The sequence below is a fragment of the Pseudomonas sp. JH-2 genome, assembly GCF_036231725.1.
Lineage (GTDB): Bacteria > Pseudomonadota > Gammaproteobacteria > Pseudomonadales > Pseudomonadaceae > Pseudomonas > Pseudomonas delhiensis.
This window is the reverse complement of sequence record NZ_JAZAQP010000027.1, coordinates 20,709-42,657: the sequence shown is the minus strand read 5'-3', so window position 1 is coordinate 42,657 and position 21,949 is coordinate 20,709. Positions and strand designations below refer to the sequence as shown.

The 21,949-nt window shown below is 67.1% G+C and carries 16 protein-coding genes and 1 other RNA gene; 10 read left to right on the top strand and 7 right to left on the bottom strand.

The features are described 5' to 3' along the window. Positions 1-54 precede the first annotated feature (54 nt). Positions 55-978 carry a LysR family transcriptional regulator gene (locus VV867_RS18580; protein WP_109935692.1) on the bottom strand — a complete coding sequence of 308 codons (924 nt, stop codon included), beginning with the start codon at positions 976-978 and terminating at the stop codon, positions 55-57. Positions 979-1,123: 145 nt separating this feature from the next. On the opposite strand from VV867_RS18580, the gene VV867_RS18575 reads away from it, so the two are divergent. Next, complete coding sequence (locus tag VV867_RS18575) at positions 1,124-1,546, top strand: universal stress protein (RefSeq protein ID WP_328567235.1); 423 nt, start codon at positions 1,124-1,126, stop codon at positions 1,544-1,546. A 590-nt stretch (positions 1,547-2,136) separates the two neighbouring features. Here the strand turns inward: VV867_RS18575 and guaD are convergent. The 5 genes from guaD to VV867_RS18550 form a co-directional block, all read right to left on the bottom strand. Continuing rightward, the gene (guaD, locus tag VV867_RS18570) at positions 2,137-3,435 is read right to left on the bottom strand and encodes a guanine deaminase (protein ID WP_328567234.1); all 1,299 of its coding nucleotides are present in this window, start codon (positions 3,433-3,435) and stop codon (positions 2,137-2,139) included. Between the two features lie 38 nt (positions 3,436-3,473). Continuing rightward, positions 3,474-4,325, bottom strand: coding sequence for a xanthine dehydrogenase accessory protein XdhC (gene xdhC, locus VV867_RS18565; RefSeq protein WP_328567233.1), 852 nt, complete (start codon positions 4,323-4,325; stop codon positions 3,474-3,476). Positions 4,326-4,518: 193 nt separating this feature from the next. Then, a complete protein-coding gene (gene xdhB, locus VV867_RS18560) occupies positions 4,519-6,909 on the bottom strand; it encodes a xanthine dehydrogenase molybdopterin binding subunit (RefSeq protein WP_275629777.1) in 2,391 nt (796 codons plus the stop codon). Then, the gene (gene xdhA, locus VV867_RS18555; protein WP_328567232.1) at positions 6,902-8,365 is read right to left on the bottom strand and encodes a xanthine dehydrogenase small subunit; all 1,464 of its coding nucleotides are present in this window, start codon (positions 8,363-8,365) and stop codon (positions 6,902-6,904) included. The genes xdhB and xdhA overlap by 8 nt, the downstream gene beginning before the upstream one ends. 408 nt (positions 8,366-8,773) lie before the next feature. Further along, positions 8,774-9,907, bottom strand: coding sequence for an alkane 1-monooxygenase (locus tag VV867_RS18550; protein ID WP_328567231.1), 1,134 nt, complete (start codon positions 9,905-9,907; stop codon positions 8,774-8,776). A gap of 173 nt (positions 9,908-10,080) precedes the next feature. Between VV867_RS18550 and VV867_RS18545 the strand changes: the two genes are divergently transcribed. From VV867_RS18545 to VV867_RS18520, 6 genes are all read left to right on the top strand, one after another. Beyond that, positions 10,081-10,740 carry a GntR family transcriptional regulator gene (locus VV867_RS18545; RefSeq protein ID WP_109935699.1) on the top strand — a complete coding sequence of 220 codons (660 nt, stop codon included), beginning with the start codon at positions 10,081-10,083 and terminating at the stop codon, positions 10,738-10,740. Positions 10,741-10,750: 10 nt separating this feature from the next. Continuing rightward, on the top strand, positions 10,751-14,239 hold the full coding sequence (gene smc / locus VV867_RS18540) for a chromosome segregation protein SMC (RefSeq protein ID WP_328567230.1): 3,489 nt from the start codon (positions 10,751-10,753) through the stop codon (positions 14,237-14,239). A 300-nt stretch (positions 14,240-14,539) separates the two neighbouring features. After that, positions 14,540-15,430 (top strand): cell division protein ZipA, encoded by an 891-nt coding sequence (zipA, locus tag VV867_RS18535; protein WP_109935701.1) that lies wholly within the window; start codon positions 14,540-14,542, stop codon positions 15,428-15,430. Between the two features lie 104 nt (positions 15,431-15,534). Continuing rightward, positions 15,535-17,922 (top strand): NAD-dependent DNA ligase LigA, encoded by a 2,388-nt coding sequence (gene ligA / locus VV867_RS18530; protein WP_328567229.1) that lies wholly within the window; start codon positions 15,535-15,537, stop codon positions 17,920-17,922. 33 nt (positions 17,923-17,955) lie between these two features. Continuing rightward, positions 17,956-18,234, top strand: a complete 279-nt coding sequence (locus VV867_RS18525; RefSeq protein ID WP_089390420.1) for an HU family DNA-binding protein — start codon at positions 17,956-17,958, stop codon at positions 18,232-18,234. 12 nt (positions 18,235-18,246) lie between these two features. Next, positions 18,247-18,624 (top strand): cbb3-type cytochrome c oxidase subunit 3, encoded by a 378-nt coding sequence (locus VV867_RS18520; protein ID WP_089390421.1) that lies wholly within the window; start codon positions 18,247-18,249, stop codon positions 18,622-18,624. A gap of 40 nt (positions 18,625-18,664) precedes the next feature. Here VV867_RS18520 and VV867_RS18515 read toward each other — a convergent pair whose 3' ends face one another. Next, entirely contained in the window at positions 18,665-19,033 is a 369-nt protein-coding gene (locus VV867_RS18515) for a hypothetical protein (RefSeq protein WP_109935703.1), read from the bottom strand. Positions 19,034-19,264: 231 nt separating this feature from the next. On the opposite strand from VV867_RS18515, the gene ffs reads away from it, so the two are divergent. The 3 genes from ffs to VV867_RS18500 form a co-directional block, all read left to right on the top strand. Continuing rightward, an RNA gene (gene ffs / locus VV867_RS18510) (signal recognition particle sRNA small type) lies at positions 19,265-19,361 on the top strand. A gap of 314 nt (positions 19,362-19,675) precedes the next feature. Next, positions 19,676-20,305, top strand: coding sequence for a response regulator (locus VV867_RS18505; protein WP_109935704.1), 630 nt, complete (start codon positions 19,676-19,678; stop codon positions 20,303-20,305). A 346-nt stretch (positions 20,306-20,651) separates the two neighbouring features. Next, positions 20,652-21,949, top strand: a 1,298-nt coding sequence (locus VV867_RS18500; protein WP_328567228.1) for an Ig-like domain-containing protein, incomplete at its 3' end; no start/stop codon positions are given.

Below are 21,949 nucleotides of genomic sequence, written 5' to 3'. Positions count from 1 at the left end.
GTGAAAATTGAAATGTCCAAAACAAATCAGTGCGTTTTATGCACTAATTGGCCATCACGGCAGCACGCCCGAGCTTTCCCGCAGCTCGGTGCACACCCGCTTCACCGTCTGCCGCAGCCAGCGGTGCGCCGGGTCGTTGTCGAAACGCGGGTGCCAGGCCTGGATCACCACCACCGTCTTCAGCGGCAGCGGGATGTCGAACTTGCGCAGGGCCAGGCCCAGGCGGTCCAGGCGCCACAGCGAATGCTCGGCGATGGGCAGCACCAGGTCGGATTCCAGCAGGGCGAAGATCGAGGAATGGAAGGTCGGGGTGATCAGGCGGATATCGCGGCGCAGGCCGAGGTCGGCCAGGGCGTCGTCCAGCGGCCCGGTGGCGCGGCCGCGGCGCGACACGCTGATCTGCGGGTAGGCGACGAAGCGCTCGGGGGTGATCTCGCCGTCGAAGATCGGGTGGTCGCGCCGGGCCAGGCCGACGAAGCTGGTGGTGAACAGCGTCTGGGTGCGGATTTCCGGCTCCAGGGTGGAGGTGGCGCCGAGGTAGAGGTCGATGCGGTTCTGCCGCAGGGCCTCGTCGTCGATGTCCGCCTCCGGGACCAGGCGCAGGGTGCAGCGCGGCGCCTCCTCGCGCATCACCGCCAGCATGCGCGCGGCGAAGCCGCCCACCAGCACGTTGTTCGAGCGCAGCACGAAGCAGCGCTCCAGCTGGTCCATGCGCAGGTTCTCGCGGGCATTGAACAGGCGGGTGGCCTGCTCCACCAGGTGCGCCACTTCCTCGCGCAGCTGCAGGGCCCGCGGGGTGGGCACCAGGTTGCGCCCGGCGCGGACCATGATGGGGTCGCCCACCGCCTCGCGGATGCGCCCCAGGGTACGGCTCATGGCCGGCGGGCTGAGGTGCAGGCGGCGCGCGGCGCCGACCACGCTGCCTTCTTCGAGCAGCACGTTGAGGGCGACCAGCAGGTTGAGGTCGGGCAGGGCCATGGCGCCTCCGGAAGCGTTCGTTGCCGGGGATGCTCGGCCATACGTGCGTCTGGTGCAACTCTGGCGTGCAGCCAAGGTGCCTTTACGCACCCGCCATGGGGCCGAAGAATGACCGGCGTTCGCCGTTACAGAAGAGGAAGGCTCCATGTTCGAACGCATCCTGGTCGCCATCGATGGCGCGTCCCAGTCGCAGCGGATCGTCGCCCTGGCCGCGGAGATGGCCGAGGTCGGCGCGCCGCATCTGGAGGTGGTCTGCGTGGTCGACCGCGCCTTCGCCCTGCCGCAGCCGGACGTGCTCGACTACCCGCCGGCCGAGCACGAGCAGCACGAGGCCCAGGCACTGGTGGAAGCCGCCATCGCGCAACTGCCGGCGGGCCGCGCCACGGGGAGGGTGCTGGCCGGCGACCCGGCGCGGACCATCCTGCGCGAGGCCGAGCGCCTGGGCTGCGACCTGATCGTTATCGGTCATCGCCACCTGGGGCGCATCGAGCGGCTGCTGGACCCGTCGGTGGGGCAGCGGGTGATCGAGCGGGCGCCCTGTCCGGTGCTGGTGGAGGTGCGGGAGTAGCGCGGGGCTTTTGTAGGAGCGGACTCCGTCCGCGATGGACCGGGTGCAGGCGCGGATCGCGGATGAATCCGCTCCTACCGTTGCCGGCGAGCACGACTTCTCGTAGGAGCGAGCTTGCTCGCGAATGGTGTTTCCCGGTGGCTGCGGTGTTCTGGGGGGATTCCGCTCCCTCTCCCTAACCCTCTCCCTGAAGGGAGAGGGGACCGTTGGGCAGGGTTGGGTATTCTGGCGTTAGCCGGCAGCTCCAGCGGTTTCCAGCTGAAACCATTCCTCCTCTCGGCACGGACAAGCCCCCTCTCCCTTCAGGGAGAGGGTTGGGGAGAGGGGCTCTTGCATGGCACGAAGCCCCCGGCAAACGTAGGGCGAATAACCGTTCGCGGTTATCCGCCGCCTCACCTTTCTCATCGCTGAATGCGCCGCTGGGCCGGGGGGCTTCGTGCTCGACGCCGAGCGGCCCGGGACCAAGGCCAAGCGGCGGATAACGCCTGGGGCGTTATGCGCCCTACGGTTCGGCTCCGGGGCGGCGGGATAAAAGCGGCCCCGCCGGCGGGTGGTCCTGAGCAAGGGCCCGGCCGGCGCGACCGTAAGGCTCAGCCGCGCTGGTGCACCGCGCGGCCGTGGGCGTAGGTCGCGCGCACCGCGCGGTCGTCACCGAGGATGATCAGGGCGAAGAGCTTTTCTTCCAGGCTCTTCGCCTGGCGCAGGCGGTAGTCCAGCAACGGGGTGGCCTTGTAGTCCAGCACCACGAAGTCCGCCTCGTTGCCCTGGGCGAAGCTGCCGACCTTGTCCTGCAGTTCCAGCGCGCGGGCGCCGCCGAGGGTGGCCAGGTACAGCGACTTGAAGGGGTCGAGCTTGATGCCCTGCAGCTGCATCACCTTGTAGGCCTCGTTCAGCGACTGCAGCTGGGAGAAGCTGGTGCCGGCGCCGACGTCGGTGCCCAGGCCGACCTTGACCTTGTGCTTCTCAAGCTTCGCCAGGTCGAACAGGCCGCTGCCGAGGAACAGGTTGGAAGTGGGGCAGAAGGCCACCGCCGAGCCGGTCTCGGCCAGGCGCTGGCACTCGCCGTCGCACAGGTGCACGCCGTGGGCGAACACCGAGCGCGCGCCGAGCAGGCCGTGGTGGTCGTAGACGTCCAGGTAGCCGCTGCGCTCGGGGAACAGTTCCTTCACCCACTCGATCTCCTTGCGGTTCTCCGACAGGTGGGTGTGCAGGTACACGCCCGGGTGCTCCCTGAGCAGGCGCCCGGCGGCGTCCAGTTGTTCCGGGGTGCTGGTCGGCGCGAAGCGCGGGGTCACCGCGTAGAGCAGGCGGCCCTTGCCGTGCCAGCGCTCGATCAGCGCCTTGCTGTCGCGGTAGCTGCTCTCGGCGGTGTCGGTCAGGTAGTCCGGGGCGTTGCGGTCCATCATCACCTTGCCGGCGATCAGCCGCAGGTCGAGCTTCTCGGCAGCGCCGAACAGCGCGTCCACCGACTGCGGGTGCACGCTGCCGAACACCAGGGCGGTGGTGGTGCCGTTGCGCAGCAGTTCCTCGAGGAAGATGCCGGCGACGTCGGCGGCGTGGGCCGGGTCGGCGAACTGCTTCTCGGTGGGGAAGGTGTAGGTGTTCAGCCAGTCCAGCAGCTGCTCGCCATAGGAGGCGATCATGCCGGTCTGCGGGTAGTGGATGTGGGTGTCGATGAAGCCGGGGGTGATGAGCGCGTCGCGGTATTCCACCACGTCCACGCCGCCCAGTTGCGGCAGCAGTTCGGCGGCGTGGCCGAGGCGGGCGACCTTGCCGTCCTCCACCAGCAGGATGCCGTCCTCGAAGTACTGGTAGGACTTGTCGACGCCGACTTCGGCCGGGTCGGCGACGCTGTGCAGGATGCTGGCGCGGTAGGCTGTGGTTGTCATGCTGTTCTCTCGATCTGGGAATCGACACGGTCTTTATGTCAGGCACCGCTCTCGGCGGTACGGGCCCGGCGGCTGCTGGGTAGCAGCCGGGATACGCTGTTCTCGCCGCTGGCCTTTTCCTGGCCGAAACTGGCGTTGTAGGTGGCTATCACTTCGCCGGCGATGGACACGGCGATCTCCACCGGCAGCTTGCCCTTCACCTCGGCTATGCCCATGGGGCAGCGCATGCGCTGTACGGTTCCGGCGGCGAAGCCGCGGTCGCGCAGGCGGTGTTCGAACTTGGCGCGCTTGGTGTCCGAGCCGATCAGGCCGAAATAGCCGAAGTCGTTGCGCTTGAGTATCGCCGCGGTCAGCTCCAGGTCCAGCGCGTGGTTGTGGGTCATGACGATGTAGTAGCTGCCCGCCGGCATATTCTCGACCTCATCGAGCACTTCGTCATTCAGTACCTTCTCCACCCCGGCCGGAATCGCCTCGGGGAATTCGGCGTCGCGCGAGTCGATCCAGCGCACCTTGCACGGCAGGCTGGCCAGCAGCGGCACCAGGGCGCGGCCGACGTGGCCGGCACCGAACACCGCGATGTGCGCCTGGGGCTGGCCCATGGGCTCGAACAGCAGCACGGTGGCGCCGCCGCAGCACTGGCCGAGGCTGGCGCCCAGGCTGAAGCGCTCCAGGCGCGGCTGCTGGCTGCGCTGTTCGAGCATCTCGCGGGCGATCTGCAGGGCCTTGAACTCCAGGTGGCCGCCGCCGATGGTGTCGTACAGCCTGTCGGCGCTGACCACCATCTTCGAGCCGGCATTGCGCGGCGTGGAGCCGCGTTCCTCGATGATGGTCACCAGCACGGCGGCTTCGCCGCGTTGCTGCAGGTCGGCGAGGGCGCTGATCCAGTTCATGGCGTCTACCTCGGAAGGTTCATGGAGCGTAGGGCGTACAACCGTTCGCGGTTGTACGCCGATACACCTTGTTTATCGTCAACTTCGTGGTCGAGCCTGGCGCGGCCTGCAACAGGTGTTTCGGGCTGGCTTCGAGCGAGGTGTGGCCACGGTCAAGCGGCGGATAACCGCGAACGGTTATCCGCCCTACGGGTCATGCCGGTTCGGCGGTGGTTTGTGGTTCAGCGGCCTGCTCGGCTTTCAGCCTGCGCATCTGCTCCACCCCCCAGAGCACCCGCTCCGGCGTCGCCGGGGCGTCGATCTGCGGCTGCACCCGGTAGTCCGCCAGGCTGGCCACGGCGTCCTTGATGGCGCAGAACACCGAGATGCCGAGCATGAACGGCGGCTCGCCCACGGCCTTGGAGTGGAACACCGTCTGCTCCGGGTTCTTGCGGTTCTCCACCAGCTTCACCCGCAGGTCCAGCGGCATGTCGGCGATGGCCGGGATCTTGTAGCTGGCCGGGCCATTGGTCATCAGTTTGCCCTTGGCGTTCCACACCAGCTCTTCCATGGTCAGCCAGCCCATGCCCTGGACGAAGCCGCCTTCCACCTGGCCGATGTCGATGGCCGGGTTCAGCGAGTCGCCCACGTCGTGGAGAATGTCGGTGCGCAGCATGCGGTACTCGCCGGTGAGGGTGTCGACTATCACCTCCGAGCAGGACACGCCGAAGGCGAAGTAGTAGAACGGCCGGCCGGCGGCCTTCTCGCGGTCGTAGTAGATCTTCGGCGTGCGGTAGAAGCCGGTGGAGGACAGCGACACCTGGCCGAAGTAGGCCTGCTGGATCAGCTCCTCGAACGGCAGGATCAGGTCGCGCACGCGCACCTGGTTGTTACGGAACTCGACATCCTCCTCGGTGACCTTCCAGTGCCTGGCGGCGAACTCCACCAGGCGCTGTTTGATGGTCTCGGCGGCGTTCTGCGCGGCCTTGCCGTTGAGGTCGGCGCCGCTGGAGGCGGCGGTCGGCGAGGTGTTGGGCACCTTGTCGGTGTTGGTCGCGGTGATCTGCACGCGGTCGATGTCGACCTGGAAGACTTCCGCCACCACCTGCGCCACCTTGGTGTTCAGGCCCTGGCCCATCTCGGTGCCGCCGTGGTTCAGGTGGATGCTGCCGTCGGTGTAGATGTGGATCAGCGCGCCGGCCTGGTTGAGGAAGGTGGCGGTGAAGCTGATGCCGAATTTCACCGGGGTCAGCGCCAGGCCCTTCTTGAGCACCGGGCTGTTCGCGTTGAACGCGCGGATTTCGGCGCGGCGCCTGGCGTACTCGGCGCTGGCTTCCAGCTCGGCGGTCATTTCCTCGATGAGGTTGTGCTCCACCTGCTGGTGGTAGTGGGTGACATTGCGCTCGTCCTTGCCGTAGTAGTTGCGCTTGCGCACTTCCAGTGGGTCCTTGCCCAGGTGGCGGGCCACGGCGTCCATGATCTCCTCGATGGCGACCATTCCCTGCGGGCCGCCGAAGCCGCGGTAGGCGGTGTTCGATGCGGTGTTGGTCTTGCAGCGGTGGCCGTTGATGGTGGCGTTGCCGAGGAAGTAGGCGTTGTCCGAGTGGAACATGGCGCGGTCGACGATGGAGCCGGAGAGGTCCGGCGAGTAGCCGCAGTTGCCGGCCAGCTCGATCTGGATGCCGTGCAGCAGGCCGTCGTCGTCGAAGCCGACGTCGTACTCGACGTAGAAGGGGTGGCGCTTGCCGGTCATCTGCATGTCTTCCACGCGCGGCAGGCGCATCTTCGCCGGGCGCCCGGTCAGGCGCGCGATCACCGCGCACAGGCAGGCGGGCGCCGCGGCCTGGGTTTCCTTGCCGCCGAAGCCGCCGCCCATGCGGCGCATGTCGATCACCACCTTGTTGAAGGAGATGCCCAGCACCTCGGCCACCAGCTTCTGCACCTCGGTGGGGTTCTGCGTGGAGGTGTAGACGATCACGCCGCCGTCCTCGCTGGGCATCACCGAGGAAATCTGCGTTTCCAGGTAGAAGTGCTCCTGGCCGCCGATGTGCAGGGTGCCCTGGATGCGGTGCGGCGCGCTGGCCAACTGGGCGGCGGAGTCGCCGATCCTGTGCTGGTGGCTGTCGAGCACGAAGTGCTTCTTGCGCAGCGCCTCGACCACGTCGAGCACCGGTTCCAGGTCCTCGTACTCGATGATCGCCGCCATGGCCGCCTTGCGCGCGGTCTCCAGGCTGTCGGCGGCCACCGCGATGACCATCTGGCCGAGGTACTCGACCTTGCCGTCGGCCAGCAGCGGGTCGCCGGCGACCACCGGGCCGATGTCCAGTTGGCCGGGCACGTCGTCCTTGGTGATGGCGATGGCCACGCCGGGGAAGTCGTAGCAGGGGCTGACGTCCAGCCGGGTGATGCGTGCGTGGGCGCGGTCGCTCATGCGGGCGTAGACGTGCAGCTGGTTGGGGAATTCCAGGCGGTCGTCGATGTACACCGCTTCGCCGCTGACGTGCTTGGGCGCGCTCTCGTGCTTGACGCTCTTGCCCACGCCGGTGGTGAGGTCGGCGCGGAACAGCGCCTGGAGTTCTTCCTGGGTTTTCTTGTGCTTATGCATAGGCGGTCACCCGAGTCACGGCCTGGGGCGCTTCCAGTTCGAGGAAGCATTTGCGCAGCAGGTTCTGCGCGGTGAGCAGGCGGTATTCCTTGCTGGCGCGGAAGTCCGAGAGCGGGGTGAAGTCCTCGCCCAGGGCCTGTGCGGCGCGTTCGAAAGTGGCGGCATTGAACGGCTGGCCGAGCAGCGCCGCCTCGCAGGCGCGGGCGCGCCTAGGGATCGCCGCCATGCCGCCGAAGCCGCTGCGCACGGCGCTGATGCGGCAGTCCTCGACGGTGATGCTGAAGGCCGCGCAGACTGCGGAGATGTCGTCGTCCAGGCGCTTGGACACCTTGTAGGCGCGGAACGCCTGGTTGGCCTGCGGGCGCGGGATGATGACCTTCTCGATGAACTCGCCTTCCTGGCGCGCGGTGACCTTGTAGTCGATGAAGTATTCGTCGATCGGCAGCTCGCGGCTTTCGCTGCCGCGGCGCAGCACGATGCGCGCGCCCAGGGCGATCAGCAGCGGCGGCGAGTCGCCGATGGGCGAGGCGTTGCCGATGTTGCCGCCGAGGGTGCCCTGGTTGCGGATCTGCAGCGAGGCGAAGCGGTGCAGCAGCTCGCCGAAGTCCGGGTAGTCGTGGGCCAGGGCCTGGTAGCAGTCGGTCAGCGCGGCGGCGGCGCCCAGTTCGATGCGGTCGGCGAAGACCTCGACGCGCTTCATCTCCTCGACATGGCCGACGTAGATCATCACCGGCAGCTCGCGGTGGAACTGGGTGACTTCCAGGGCCAGGTCGGTACCGCCGGCCAGCAGGCGCGCCTGCGGGTTGGCGCTGTAGAGGTCGGCCAGGTCGGCGATGGTCAGCGGCAGCAGGCAGCGCTTGTCGCCGCTGTTCAGCTCGGCGGTCTCGCGCGGGGCGATGGCCTTGAGCTGGGCGATGGTCTGCTCCTGCGCGGCGTCGAACTGGTCCGGGCGCTTCTGGCAGCAGGCCTGCTCGGCGGCGTCGAGGATCGGCCGGTAGCCGGTGCAGCGGCACAGGTTGCCGGCCAGCGCTTCGTGGGCCTCGGCCTTGCGCGCTTCGTGGGTTTCGCCGGTGCTGTTCTTCTGCAGGGCGAACAGCGACATGACGAAGCCGGGGGTGCAGAAACCGCACTGCGAGCCGTGGCAGTCGACCATGGCTTGCTGCACGCCGTGCAGCTCGCCGCGGTGCTTGAGGTCGTCGACCACGATCAGCTGCTTGCCGTGCAGCGCGGAAACGAAGGTCAGGCAAGAGTTGAGGGTGCGGTAGCGGATGCGTTCGGCGCCCTCGGCACCGACCAGCTCGCCGACCACCACGGTGCAGGCGCCGCAGTCACCGGAGGCGCAGCCCTCCTTGGTGCCGGTCTTGCCGAGGTGCTGGCGCAGGTAGTTGAGCACGGTGAGGTTGGGGTCGAGGCGGTCTTCGACACGCAGCTCGCGGTTGAGCAGGAACCTGATCAAGGCATGCCTCCAGGCTTTCTTGTTGTTGGGCGGGGCGCGATGGAGCTGAATCTAGGAAAAGCTGACTTTTAAGTCAACAAAAATTCTGATTTTTCGGTCAGCTATTTCGTAGGAGCGGAAGGGGTGGGGCGGATAACCTGGGTCACAGACCGCCCTGATCAACCTCGGAGCCGCCGGGAACCAAGGCCAAACGGCGGATAACGCCGTAGGCGTTATGCGCCCTACGCCAGGCCCGCCCGTAACGTAGGGCGGATAACCGTTCGCGGTTATCCGCCGTTTGACCTTGGCCACACCTCGCCCGGAGTCAGCCCGAAGCGCCTGTTGCAGGTCGCTCTACGCTCCCGGAGGCGCAAAAAAAACGGCAGCCGGGGGTACTCGGCTGCCGCAAAGGCGTGGAACTCGGTGGGATCAGGCGCGCTGGGTGTCGCTCAACTGGTATTCCTCGCCGGCGTAGTAGGCGCGCACCCGGGGGTTCATCACCGCGCGCCACAGCGGCGGGAACAGCGCCAGGACGATCATCCCGGCGTAGCCATTGGGCAGTTGCGGGCTGGCGTCGTAGTGGCGCAGCACCTGGTAGCGGCGCTTGGCGTAGGCGTGGTGGTCGGAGTGCCGCTGCAGGTGGAAGAGGAACAGGTTGGTCAGCAGGAAGTTGCTGTTCCAGGAATGCTCGTGGGTGGTGCGCTCGTAGCGGCCGTCGTCCAGGCGCCGGCGGTGCAGGCCGTAGTGCTCGACGTAGTTGACGATCTCCAGCAGGGTGAAGGCCATGATCGACTGGCCGATGAAGTAGACCGCGCCGAGCCAGCCGAAGGCCAGGCTGAAGCCGAGCAGGAACAGCGCGCTGACGGCGTACCACCAGATCAGCTCGTTGCGCCAGTGCAGCGCCGGCAGGCCCTTGCGCTTCAGGCGCTGGGCCTCCAGGCGCCAGGCGTTGAGGAAGTTGTGCCTGTAGGCGTGGGGCAGGAAGGCGTACAGGCTCTGGTCGTAGCGCGAGGAGGAAGCGTCCTCCGGGGTGGAGACGTTCACATGGTGCCCGCGCACATGTTCCACCTTGAACCCGGCGTAGCACACCGCCGCCAGCAGCAGGCCGCCGGCCATCTGCTCCAGCGGTGGGTCCTTGTGGATCAGCTCGTGGGACACGGTGATGCCGATGGCGCCCATCACCGTGCCCACCGAGAGGATCCAGCCCAGCTTGCCCACCCAGTTCCAGGCTTCATAGTGGGTGATCACCCAGCCGCCGTAGACCAGCATGCCCAGCAGCAGCGGCACGGTCATCAGGCTGAGGAAGCGGTAGTAGCCCTCGCGCTCCAGCACGGGCACTTCGCTGGCCTCGTCGGGGTTGGCCGGGTCGCGGCCGACGATGGCGTCGAGCACGGGAATGACCAGGAACACCACGGCGATGACGAACCAGGCCCAGGCGTTGGGGTGGTCGCTGCCGTAGGACCACCAGTAGCTCAGCGGGATGCCGAACACCGGCACCAGCCAGATCCAGTAGCCGGCCTTCTTCAGGCTCAGCATCCAGGCAGGGGGGAGGAAGGCGAACATGGGGCGACTCTCGTTGTAGGATTGTCAGACAATCCTGCGCCTAATCCTTTCTTCCTACGCACCAACCTTCGTTCAGTCGAGCCCCTTGACCGGGGCGTTGCCGGGTAACACCCTGTGTTACACTGCGCGGTCGCAAGCCCCATTCCATCAGCCCTCCAGCGATAAGGACACCCATGACGTTCAAGGCCCCGGACAGCCTGGCTGAGCAGATTGCCCACCACCTCGCCGAACGCATCATCCGGGGCGAGCTCAAGGAACGCGAACGCATCCAGGAGCAGAAGGTCACCCAGGCCCTGAACGTCAGCCGCGGCTCGGTGCGCGAGGCGCTGCTGATCCTCGAGCGCCGCCACCTGGTGGTCATCCTGCCGCGCCGCGGGGCGCAGGTCTCGGAGCTGTCCGCCAGCCACGTCGAAAGCCTCTATGCCCTGGTCATGGAGCTGTACATCCTGCTCGCCGTGGCGGTGGCCCGGACCTGGCGCGAGGAGCGCGACCTGCAGCCGTTCCTGGCCATCCAGCAGCGCCTGCTGGACAACCTGCAGCGCGGCGACATCGACGCCTTCGTCGAATCCAGCTTCGACATCATGCGCGCCGCCTTCCCGTTCGCCGCCAATCCCTACCTGCAGGAGACGGTGGAGAACCTGCTGCCGGCCATCAGCCGCACCTACCACCTGGCCCTGGAGCGGCGCAAAAGCGAGATGAGCCAGTTCCTCGACAGCTTCGCCCGCCTGCTGCAGGCGGTGATCGAGCGCGACGAGGCGGCCATCCGCGAGGTGCTGCTGGACTACGGCCGCCACAACAGCCAGCTGGTGCTGGCTGCCCTGGCCGAACGCTGAGGAGAGCGGCATGCGCCTCAAGTGCATCAAGCTGGCGGGGTTCAAGTCCTTCGTCGACCCCACCACCGTCAGCTTCCCGAGCAACATGGCCGCCGTGGTCGGCCCCAACGGCTGCGGCAAGTCCAACATCATCGACGCCGTGCGCTGGGTGATGGGCGAGAGCTCGGCGAAGAACCTCCGCGGCGAGTCGATGACCGACGTCATCTTCAACGGCTCCAACACGCGCAAGCCGGTGACCCAGGCGTCCATCGAGCTGATCTTCGACAATACCGACGGCACCCTGGTGGGCGAGTACGCCGCCTACGCCGAGATTTCCATCCGCCGCCGCGTCACCCGCGACGGCCAGAACACCTACTTCCTCAACGGCACCAAGTGCCGGCGCCGCGACATCACCGACATCTTCCTCGGCACCGGCCTGGGCCCGCGCAGCTACTCGATCATCGAGCAGGGCATGATCTCCAAGCTGATCGAGGCCAAGCCGGAGGATTTGCGCAACTTCATCGAGGAAGCCGCCGGCATCTCCAAGTACAAGGAGCGCCGCCGCGAGACCGAGAACCGCATCCGCCGCACCCAGGAGAACCTGGCGCGCCTCTCCGACCTGCGCGAGGAGCTGGAGCGCCAGCTCGAACGCCTGCACCGCCAGGCCCAGTCGGCGGAGAAGTACCAGGAATACAAGGCCGAGGAGCGCCAGCTCAAGGCCCAGCTGGGCGCCCTGAAATGGCGCGAGCTGAACGAGCAGGTGGGGCAGAAGGAACGGGTGATCGGCGACCAGGAGGTGGCCTTCGAGGCCCTGGTGGCCGAGCAGCGCAGCGCCGACGCCAGCATCGAGCGCCTGCGCGACGGCCACCACGAGCTGTCCGAGCGCTTCAACCAGGTGCAGGGGCGCTTCTACTCGGTGGGCGGCGACATCGCCCGCGTCGAGCAGAGCATCCAGCACGGCCAGCAGCGCATGCGCCAGCTGCAGGACGACCTGCGCGAGGCCGAGCGCACCCGCCAGGAAACCGAATCGCACCTGGGCCACGACCGCACCCTGCTGGCGACCCTGGCCGAGGAGCTGGACATGCTGGCCCCCGAGCAGGAAACCAGCGCCGCCGCCGCCGAGGAAGCCGGCGCCCTGCTGGAAGCGTCCGAGAGCGGCATGCACGACTGGCAGCAGCGCTGGGACGCCTTCAACCAGCAGAGCGCCGAGCCGCGCCGCGAGGCCGAGGTGCAGCAGTCGAGCATCCAGCACCTGGAGCACAGCCTGGAGCGCCAGCTCGAGCGCGAACGCCGCCTGGCCGAGGAACGCGCGCAACTGGCCGCCGACCCCGAAGGCGCGGCCATCCTCGAGCTGAGCGAACAACTGGCCGCCGTCGAGCTGCAACTGGAAGAACTGCAGGCCGAGGAGCTGGAGCTGGTCGAGCGCCTGGAACAGGTGCGCCAGGGCCTGCAGGAAGGCAACGCCGCGCAGCACCAGGCCCAGGGCGAACTGCAGCGCCTGAACGGCCGCATCGCCTCCCTGGAGGCCCTGCAACAGGCCGCCCTGGACCCGGGCGCCGGCGCCGCCGACTGGCTGCGCGAGCAGGGCCTGGAGCAGCGCCCGCGCCTGGCCGAAGGCCTGCGCGTGGAGCCGGGCTGGGAGCTGGCGGTGGAAACCGTGCTCGGCGCCGACCTGAACGCCGTGCTGCTGGAGGATTTCGCCGGGCTGCCCTATGCCGGCCTGGAAAAGGGCGAGCTGCGCCTGCTCGACCTGCCGCGCGGCGGTGCCGGTGCCGCCGGCAGCCTGCTGGACAAGGTCAGCGCCGACCACGACCTGTCGCCCTGGCTGGCCGGCGTGCGCCCGGTGGAAAGCCTGGAGCAGGCCCTGGCCCAGCGCGCCGCGCTGGGCGCCGGGCAGAGCCTGGTCAGCCGCGACGGCTACTGGGTCGGCCGGCACTTCCTGCGGGTGCGCCGCGGCGACTCCGCCGAATCCGGCGTGCTCGCCCGCGGCCAGGAGCTGGAACGGCTGTACGCCGAACGGGAAGAACTGGAAGAGCGCCTGGCCGCCCTGGAAGAACAACTGGAAGCCCAGCGCCAGGCCCAGCGCCAGGTCGAAGAGGGCCGCGAGCAACTGCGCCGGCGCATCCAGGACGAAGGCCGCCGCCACGGCGAGCTGAAGGCCGCGCTCTCGGCCCAGCAGGCCAAGGTCGAACAGTTGACCCTGCGCCGCCGCCGCCTCGACGAGGAACTGGCCGAACTGGCCGAGCAGCGCGCCCTGGAACAGGAACAACTGGGCGAGGCGCGCCTGCACCTGCAGGTGGCGCTGGATGCCATGGCCGAGGACACCGGCCGCCGCGAGGCGCTGCTGGCCGAGCGCGACGAGCTGCGCGAGCGCCTCGACCGTATCCGCCAGGAAGCCCGCCAGCACAAGGACCAGGCCCACCAGCTGGCGGTGCGCGTCGGCTCGCTGAAGGCGCAGCACGAATCCACCCGCCAGGCCCTGGAGCGCCTCGACGTGCAGGCCGTGCGCCTGGTCGAGCGCTGCGAGCAGCTCAACCTCAACCTGGAGGAGGGCGCCGCGCCCCTGGAAGAGCTGCGCATGCGCCTGGAAGAGCTGCTGGAGCGGCGCATGGGCGTGGAAGAGGAACTCAAGACCGCGCGCCTGACCCTGGAAGACGCCGACCGCCAGCTGCGCGACGCCGAGAAGCGCCGCACCCAGGCCGAGCAGCAGTCGCAGCTGCTGCGCGGCCAGCTGGAGCAGCAGCGCATGGAGTGGCAGGCCCTGACCGTTCGTCGCAAGGCGCTGCAGGAGCAGCTCGGCGAAGACGGCTACGACCTGCACACGGTGCTCGGCACCTTGCCCCACGACGCCGCCGAGAAGGTCTGGGAAACCCGCCTGGAGGAACTGGCCGGGCGCATCCAGCGCCTGGGCGCGATCAACCTCGCGGCCATCGACGAATACCAGCAGCAATCCCAGCGCAAGCGCTACCTGGACGAGCAGAACGACGACCTGGTGGAAGCCCTGGACACCCTGGAGAACGTCATCCGCAAGATCGACCGCGAGACGCGCAACCGCTTCAAGGAAACCTTCGACCAGATCAATGCTGGCCTTCAGGCATTGTTCCCCAAGGTGTTCGGCGGCGGTCACGCCTACCTGGAACTTACCGGCGAAGATCTACTCGATACAGGGGTGGCGATCATGGCGCGCCCGCCGGGCAAGAAGAACAGCACCATCCACCTGCTGTCCGGCGGCGAGAAGGCGCTGACCGCGCTGGCCCTGGTGTTCGCCATCTTCCAGCTCAACCCGGCGCCGTTCTGCATGCTCGACGAGGTCGACGCGCCGCTGGACGACGCCAACGTCGGGCGTTATGCCCGCCTGGTCAAGGAAATGTCCGAGAAAGTGCAGTTCATCTATATCACCCACAACAAGATCGCCATGGAAATGGCCGACCAGTTGATGGGCGTGACCATGCACGAGCCGGGATGTTCGCGCCTGGTGGCGGTCGACGTGGAAGAAGCCGTGGCACTGGCGGAAGCCTGATGAAGTACCTTCTGGACAAATTTCGTACAGTATTCGTCAGCGCCCGGCGTTGATCTGTGCTGTACTGGGAGGATATGCGTAACCCCTTGATTCGATTGGGGTAAGCCCAGTCCCGGGGGCGCCCGGGAAAAGTTGCGAATATTGCTGCGGGCAACAGCCGCAGACGGTGTAAAAGTTGTGTCGGGCATGCTAGCTTAATGCCCACTTTGTTACGCGCGAACATACAACTCGGGGTTCGCGTTTTACCGGGATAGGACATCCCTTTTTCATCATCATTTTTATCAGGGGCACTGGGATTAGATGGATATCGGTCTGCGCGAATGGCTGATCGTCATTGGGCTTATCGTGATCGCCGGCATTCTGTTCGATGGCTGGCGGCGCATGCGGGGCGGAAAGGGCAAGCTGAAGTTCAAGCTGGACCGCCATTTCGCCAACCAACTGGACGACGATGACGACGGCGGCAGCGCCGAGGTGCTGGGGCCCTCGCGGGTGGTCGAGCACCACGAGCCTTCGCTGGACGAGCACGACCTGCCCAAGGTCAGCGCCAAGGACCCGGCCCGTGGCAAGCGCCGTGGCGAGCCGCGCCAGGGCGACCTGGCCCTGGACGACCCGGCGCCGAACCTGCTCGGCCCGCTGGACGAGGAAGACTTCCCCGACCCCCTGGCCGAGGCGCCCAAGGAAAAATCCCGGGCCAGGGACCGCAAGAAGGACAAGGAAAAGGACAAGGAGCGCCCGGCGCCCGCCGCCGCCCCGGCTCCGGTGGAAGAAGTGCTGATCATCAACGTGATCTGCCGCGACGAGGGTGGCTTCAAGGGCCCGGCGCTGCTGCAGAACATCCTCGAGAGCGGCCTGCGCTTCGGCGACATGGACATCTTCCACCGCCACGAGAGCATGGCCGGCAACGGCGAAGTGCTGTTCTCCATGGCCAACGCGGTCAAGCCGGGCACCTTCGACCTGGACAACATCGACCAGTTCAGCACCCGCGCGGTGAGCTTCTTCCTCGGCCTGCCGGGCCCGCGCCATCCGAAGCAGGCCTTCGACGTGATGGTCGCCGCCGCCCGCAAGCTGGCCCACGAACTCAACGGCGAGCTGAAGGACGAGCAGCGCAGCGTGATGACCGCGCAGACCATCGAGCATTACCGCCAGCGCATCATCGAGTTCGAACGCCGCGCGCTGACGCAGAAACGATAAACGCAGCGGCAAGCTACAGGCCCCAAGCTGCAAGCCTAGCGCTTGGCTTGGGGCTTTGCTTTTCTTGTCTTGCCGCTTTTAGCTTGCCGCTTGAGGCTTTCTGAATGACCGACACCCAGACCGCCGCCCAACGCATCGCCCAGCTCCGCAGCGAACTGGACGCGCACAACTACCGCTACTACGTGCTCGACGAGCCCAGCGTGCCGGACGCCGAGTACGACCGCCTGTTCCGCGAGCTGAAGGAACTCGAGGCCGAGCACCCGGACCTGGTCACCCCCGAGTCGCCGACCCAGCGCGTCGGCGGGGCAGCCGCCTCGGCCTTTGGCGAGATCCGCCACGAAATCCCCATGCTCAGCCTGGGCAACGCCTTCGAGGAGCAGGACCTGCTGGACTTCGACCGCCGTGTGCGCGAAGGCCTGGCCGACCTGCTGCCGGGCGGCGACCTGCTCGGCGGCGGCGCCGAGGTGGAATACAGCTGCGAACCCAAGCTCGACGGCCTGGCGGTCAGCCTGCTTTACGAGAACGGCCGGCTGATCCGCGGCGCCACCCGCGGCGACGGCACCACCGGCGAAGACATCAGCGCCAACGTGCGCACCGTGCGCAACATCCCCCTGCGCCTGCAGGGCGAGGGCTGGCCGGCGGTGCTGGAAGTGCGCGGCGAGGTGTTCATGTCCAAGGCCGGCTTCGAGGCGCTCAACGCCCGGCAGATGGAGGCCGGCGCCAAGACCTTCGCCAACCCGCGCAATGCCGCTGCCGGCAGCCTGCGCCAGCTCGACCCGAAGATCACCGCCAGCCGCCCGCTGGAACTGTGCGCCTACGGCTTCGGCCGCGTCGAGGGCGGCAGCCTGCCGGGCACCCAGGTCGACATACTCGAGGCCTTCAAGGCCTGGGGCATCCCGGTCAGCCGGGAGCTGAGGCTGGTCCGCGGGGTGAAGGGCTGCCAGGACTACTACGCCGACATCGGCCAGCGCCGCGACAGCCTGGCCTACGAGATCGACGGCGTGGTGTTCAAGGTCAACCGCATCGACTTCCAGCGCGAGCTGGGCTTCCGCGCCCGCGAGCCGCGCTGGGCCATTGCCCACAAGTTCCCGGCCCGCGAGGAGCTCACCGAGCTGCTCGACGTGGAATTCCAGGTCGGCCGCACCGGCGCCGTGACCCCGGTGGCACGCCTGAAGCCGGTGCAGGTGGCGGGGGTGACCGTGTCGAACGCCACCCTGCACAACATGGACGAAGTGGCGCGCCTGGGCCTGATGATCGGCGACACCGTGATCATCCGCCGCGCCGGCGACGTGATCCCGCAGGTGATGCAGGTGGTCACCGAGCGCCGCCCGGCCGACGCGCGCCCGGTGCACATTCCCGAGCACTGCCCGGTGTGCGGCTCGCAGGTGGAGCGCACCCAACTGGTCAAGCGCGCCAAGGGCCGCGAGTCGGTCAGCGAAGGCGCCATCTACCGCTGCGTCGGCCGGCTGTTCTGCCAGGCGCAGCTCAAGCAGTCGATCATCCACTTCGTCTCGCGCCGGGCCATGGACATCGACGGCCTCGGCGACAAGATCGTCGAGCAACTGGTGGACAAGGGCCTGGTCAAGTCGCCGGCCGACCTCTACCGCCTGACCTACGAGCAGGTGATCGAGCTGGAAGGCTTCGCCGAGGTCTCCACCCACAAGCTGCTCAAGTCCATCGCCGACAGCCGCCGGCCGAGCCTGGCGCGCTTCGTCTACGCCCTGGGCATCCCCGACGTCGGCGAGGAGACCGCCAAGCTGCTGGCCCGCGCCCTCGGCTCGCTGGCGCGCATCCAGCAGGCCCTGCCGGAGGTGCTGACCTACCTGCCGGACGTCGGTGCCGAGGTGGCCTACGAGATCCACAACTTCTTCGCCGACGAGCACAACCGCAAGGTGATCGCCGAACTGCTGGACGCCGAGCACGGCGTGCAACTGCAGGAAGAGGGCGGGGTGGCCGCCGAGTTCGCCGCCTGCGCCACCCTGGCGGGCTTCATCGACAAGCTGAACATTCCCTTCATCGCCGCCACCGGCGCGGAGAAGCTGGCCAGCCGCTTCGGCTCGCTGGAAGGCATCATCCACGCCGACTGGCTCGACCTGCGCCAGGTCGAGCGCCTGCCCGAGCGCGCGGCCAAGAGCCTGCGCGAGTTCTTCGATGATGCCGGCAACGCCGAGCGCACGCGGGCCATCGAAGAGCAGCTGCGCGAATTCGGCATGCACTGGGCGAGCGAGAAGAAGCAGGCCGAGGGCCTGCCGCTGGCCGGGCAGACCTGGGTGCTCACCGGCACCCTGGAAGCCATGAGCCGCGAGGTGGCCAAGGAGAAGCTGGAGAGCCTGGGCGCCAAGGTCGCCGGCTCCGTATCGGCCAAGACCCATTGCGTGGTGGCCGGCCCCGGCGCCGGCTCCAAGCTGGCCAAGGCCCAGGAACTCGGCGTGGACGTCATGGACGAAGAGGGGCTGCTGGCGTTACTGGCAGAGCATGGCATCAGTGCCTGAACGAATTTCCAAGACCATCCGGAGAGAAACACCATGGCAATGACCAAGGAACAACTGGTACGCGACATCGCCGAATCCCTCGACCTGACCCAGGCCTCGGTGCGCGGTGTGTTCGAGCAACTGGCCGGCATCGTCCAGGACGCCCTGGAGAACGACGGCGAGCTGACCCTGCCGGGCATCGGCAAGCTCAAGGTGAGCGAGCGCGCCGCGCGCACCGGGCGCAACCCGCAGACCGGCAAGAGCATCGAGATCGCCGCGAAGAGAGTGGTGCGCTTCGTCCCGGCCAAGGCCCTGGCCGACAGCCTCAACTGACCGGGGGCGACGATGGACAAGGCTAGAAAGCAGCGGCTCGCGGGGCTGATCGCCCTGGTCCTGCTGTTCGCCCTCTACGTGGCCTGGACCGAGCGTCCGCAGATCCAGCTGCACTACGACGCCAACGCCAGCGCGCCGGCGAGCTACAGCTTCAAGGAGAACGGCGAGGAAAGCCTCTCCGGGGAGATCCAGCCGGGCGCCGTGCTGAGCTTCCCGCTGCGCCTGCTGCGTGGCGGCGACTACCGGGTGGCCTTCACCTTCCACCGCGGGCAGGAGAAGTACGCCAGCTTCAGCAGCCGGCCCGGCTTCGAGAAGAGCGACCTCTACCTGGGGCCGAACCTGGAGGTGTCGACCCAGCCGATCCCCGGCGGCATGATCCGCGCCGAGTGAGGCCATCCCCCGCGCCGCCGGGCGAGGGGGGAGGGGGAACTCAGAGGTAGGTGATGTTCAGCAGCAGCGGCCGCGCGCCGCTGCGGCCGTCCAGGTTGCGCAGCACCAGGTTGAGATCGCCGCCTTGCGCCTCGTTGCCGGCGCCCAGGTCGACGTGGCGGCCGTCCAGGTCGGTCACCGCCAGTTGGCGGGCCGCTTCCTGCCCGGACGGTTCGCTGAACGACAGGCTCGAGGTCCCGCCGCAGCCCGTCAGCGCCAGGCGTGCCTGGCGCGCGCTGGCTTCGCTGGTGATATCGGCGACCTGGCACGGTGGCGAGTAGATGTGGCCGCTGAAGGTGATGGTGCCGCCGTTGGCGAAGGCGGTGGAAGACAGGCCCAGGGCCAGGACAGCGAGCGCAGACTTGATCATCGGAATTCTCCCAAAGCGTTGAGGGCTGAAGCGCCGAGGGGTGTCCGTCCCCTCCACCTCACTAGTGCTGTGGCAGTGTGCCATCATGCCGCAGAGCGATGATGTCAAATTGCCATTTCTGCGTGCCCCATCGCGGATTTCACCGCTAAGTGCTTGAAGTGCTTGTAACTTGCGCTGGGCTCGGTACAATGTCGCCGCCCGCCACATAGGCGGGCTTCGTTATGGTGGCCCTGTCGGTCCCCCCGCAACGATCAGCCGTGAACCCGGTCAGGCCCGGAAGGGAGCAGCCGCAGCGGTGACATCGTGTGCCGGGGTGTGGCTGGCGGGGCCACCTCCATTTTGGGGTGGGATTCTTCGTAGCCACAATTACCCTCAGGCTAGCTCCGTTTCCCCCTTTTCCCTTCCGATCCGTCTGATTTTTTTCACGGCATTTCCGCTGCCCTGGTTGGTGCGCGGACGGGCCGGCGACGGCCACCGCAGACGCTCCGCACTCTTTCCCCGCGCGCTATTGGCAACTTGGGTGCCATGTCGGATTTTTCTTATATTGATTAAATAGTCCGGTTTTAAGGTGACGTTTTTCAGGGGCTTCCATTAGATTAGGCAGCCGCGAAAGTTGCGGTTATCGTCGTTTGTGAGGTTGCCTTGAAAAAGATCAAGATCGTTCTGGCGGATGATCACGCAGTCGTATTGATGGGAGTTCGTGGAGTTCTGGAACGCCACCCGCAGTATCAGGTGGCATGTGAGGTGCGAACTTCCGGTGAGTTGGTCGAGGCATTGCGACGGGAGCATTTCGATATCGCGATCATCGACTTCAGCATGCCCGGGGACGAAGTCTACGGCGACGGCGTGCGCTTCATCGGCTACCTGGTACGTAACTTCCCCGAGGTGAAGTTCCTGGTCTTCACCATGCTGTCCAACCGCCTGGTGCTGGACCGCCTGTGCGAGCTCGGGGTGCAGGGGGTGGTGCGCAAGGACGCGGGCATGCCCCAGCTGTTGTCGGCCCTGGACGCCCTGTGCAAGGGCCGCAGGGTACTGAGCCCATGCGCGGGCGAGGGCGGCGACCTGCACAGCCGCCTGACCTCGCTCTCGGTCAAGGAGTACGAGGTGCTGCGGCTGTTCGTCTCGGGCCTGCGCGTCTGCGAGATAGCCCGCCTGCTGCGGCGCAGCGACAAGACCATCAGCGCGCAGAAGGCATCGGCCAAGCGCCGCCTGGGCGTGACCACGGACCAGGAACTGCTGGCCTGTTGCCTGGAGGGGCATTTCTTCGACTGATGAACTTCATCCTATATACCACCTGAAAAAGCGGGCTTGCATGGCCCGCTTTTTTATTTCCCGTTGGAATACCTTTTTCTGAAAGGGTTAAGTTGAAATATTAAAAGGGTTGAGAATTTTCCGATATGGCTTCGGAATTTATCGCCTGGGACCATGAATAAGAAAATTCCCAATTGTATGCCCTGAAACGCGCCCTATTCTTTCGGTCAGTAATTAAGGAATGCCTTGGTCTTCCTTGATTTGAATCAAATAAGGCGCTGGCCAGGTATTTTGAGGATGCATCTTGGAATCGCCAGTGCCCTTTCAATTGCAGAAAGAAAGATAGCCTCGTCAGGCGGGAGTTCACATGGCCGCAATTCAACTGATTGCGAAGAGTTCGGGACAGGTCAGCGATGTCAGCGGCAAGAACCTGTTGTTGCTGACGCACCCGTGCGTGGTGAAGATCGCGGCCGCGCCGGACAGCATCCAGTCTGTCAGCCGCAACGGCGACAGCCTGGTGATACGTCTGAAGAACGGCGAGGTCGTCACCGTCGACAACTTCTTCCAGGCCGTGGACGGCCTGCGCCACGACCTGGTGCTGGAGGCTCCTGACGGCCAGCTGTGGCTGGCGGACCAGAGCGAACCCTGGCTGACCACCGAGCTGGATTCCATCGAGCAATTGTTGGCCGTGCAGTCCGATGATTCCTACTACGCCTTCGGCCTGCTGCCCATGGCCGGCCTGGGCGCCCTGGGCGTCGGTGGCCTGGCCGCCGCGGCGGGGGGCGGTGGCGGCGGCTCGGGTGGCGGCGCCGGCGGCGCGGCCCCGGGCAAGCCGGCCGTGCTGTCCAACAACCTGCAGGGCCTGGCCGGCACCGCCGAGCCCGGCAGCCTGATCACCCTGACCCGCCCGGACGGCAGCACCCTCACCACCACCACCGACGGCAACGGCCACTGGAGCTTCCAGCCCAACCCGCTGGACAACGGCCAGGCCGGTACCGTCACCGCTTCCAACGGCAATGGCACCAGCGAGCCGGTCGGCACCGGCGCGGCCGACCTGCTGGCGCCGCAGGAGCCCACTGTCACCGAGAACAACGCCGGCGGCCTGTCCGGCACCGGCGAGCCGGAAGGCATCGTCACCGTCGAACTGCCCGACGGCAGCACCGTGACCACCGTCGTCGATGGCAACGGCAACTGGGAGTTCCCGGAGAATCCGCTGGAGAACGGCGAGAGCGGCATCATCACCATCACCGATCCCTCGGGCAACATCAGCCCGCCGACCGTGACCGAGCCGGCCGACCTGGTTCCCCCGGAACCGCCGGTGGTCACCGAGAACAACGGCAACGGCCTGGGCGGCACCGGTGAACCGGAAGGCATCGTCACCGTCGAGCTGCCCGACGGCAGCACCGTGACCACCGTCGTCGATGGCAACGGCAACTGGGAATTCCCGGAAAACCCGCTGGAAAACGGCGAGAGCGGCAGCGTCACCATCACCGATCCGTCGGGCAATGTCAGCCCGCCGACCGAAACCGGCCCGGCCGAGATAGAGCCCATCGACACCACGGCCCCGGAACCGCCGGTGATCACCGACAACAATGGCAACGGCCTGGGCGGCACTGGCGAGCCGGAAGGCATCGTCACCGTGGAACTGCCGGACGGCAGCACCGT

Excerpts from the sequence above, each read along its gene's own strand:
- xdhB (WP_275629777.1), bottom strand. The coding sequence starts at position 6,909 with ATGCATAAGCACAAGAAAACCCAGGAAGAACTCCAGGCGCTGTTCCGC.
- ligA (WP_328567229.1), top strand. The coding sequence starts at position 15,535 with ATGACCGACACCCAGACCGCCGCCCAACGCATCGCCCAGCTCCGCAGC.
- smc (WP_328567230.1), top strand. The coding sequence starts at position 10,751 with ATGCGCCTCAAGTGCATCAAGCTGGCGGGGTTCAAGTCCTTCGTCGAC.
- xdhC (WP_328567233.1), bottom strand. The coding sequence starts at position 4,325 with ATGAACTGGATCAGCGCCCTCGCCGACCTGCAGCAACGCGGCGAAGCC.
- VV867_RS18520 (WP_089390421.1), top strand. The coding sequence starts at position 18,247 with ATGGACAAGGCTAGAAAGCAGCGGCTCGCGGGGCTGATCGCCCTGGTC.
- VV867_RS18575 (WP_328567235.1), top strand. The coding sequence starts at position 1,124 with ATGTTCGAACGCATCCTGGTCGCCATCGATGGCGCGTCCCAGTCGCAG.
- VV867_RS18580 (WP_109935692.1), bottom strand. The coding sequence starts at position 978 with ATGGCCCTGCCCGACCTCAACCTGCTGGTCGCCCTCAACGTGCTGCTC.
- guaD (WP_328567234.1), bottom strand. The coding sequence starts at position 3,435 with ATGACAACCACAGCCTACCGCGCCAGCATCCTGCACAGCGTCGCCGAC.
- zipA (WP_109935701.1), top strand. The coding sequence starts at position 14,540 with ATGGATATCGGTCTGCGCGAATGGCTGATCGTCATTGGGCTTATCGTG.
- VV867_RS18550 (WP_328567231.1), bottom strand. The coding sequence starts at position 9,907 with ATGTTCGCCTTCCTCCCCCCTGCCTGGATGCTGAGCCTGAAGAAGGCC.
- VV867_RS18525 (WP_089390420.1), top strand. The coding sequence starts at position 17,956 with ATGGCAATGACCAAGGAACAACTGGTACGCGACATCGCCGAATCCCTC.
- VV867_RS18545 (WP_109935699.1), top strand. The coding sequence starts at position 10,081 with ATGACGTTCAAGGCCCCGGACAGCCTGGCTGAGCAGATTGCCCACCAC.
- VV867_RS18515 (WP_109935703.1), bottom strand. The coding sequence starts at position 19,033 with ATGATCAAGTCTGCGCTCGCTGTCCTGGCCCTGGGCCTGTCTTCCACC.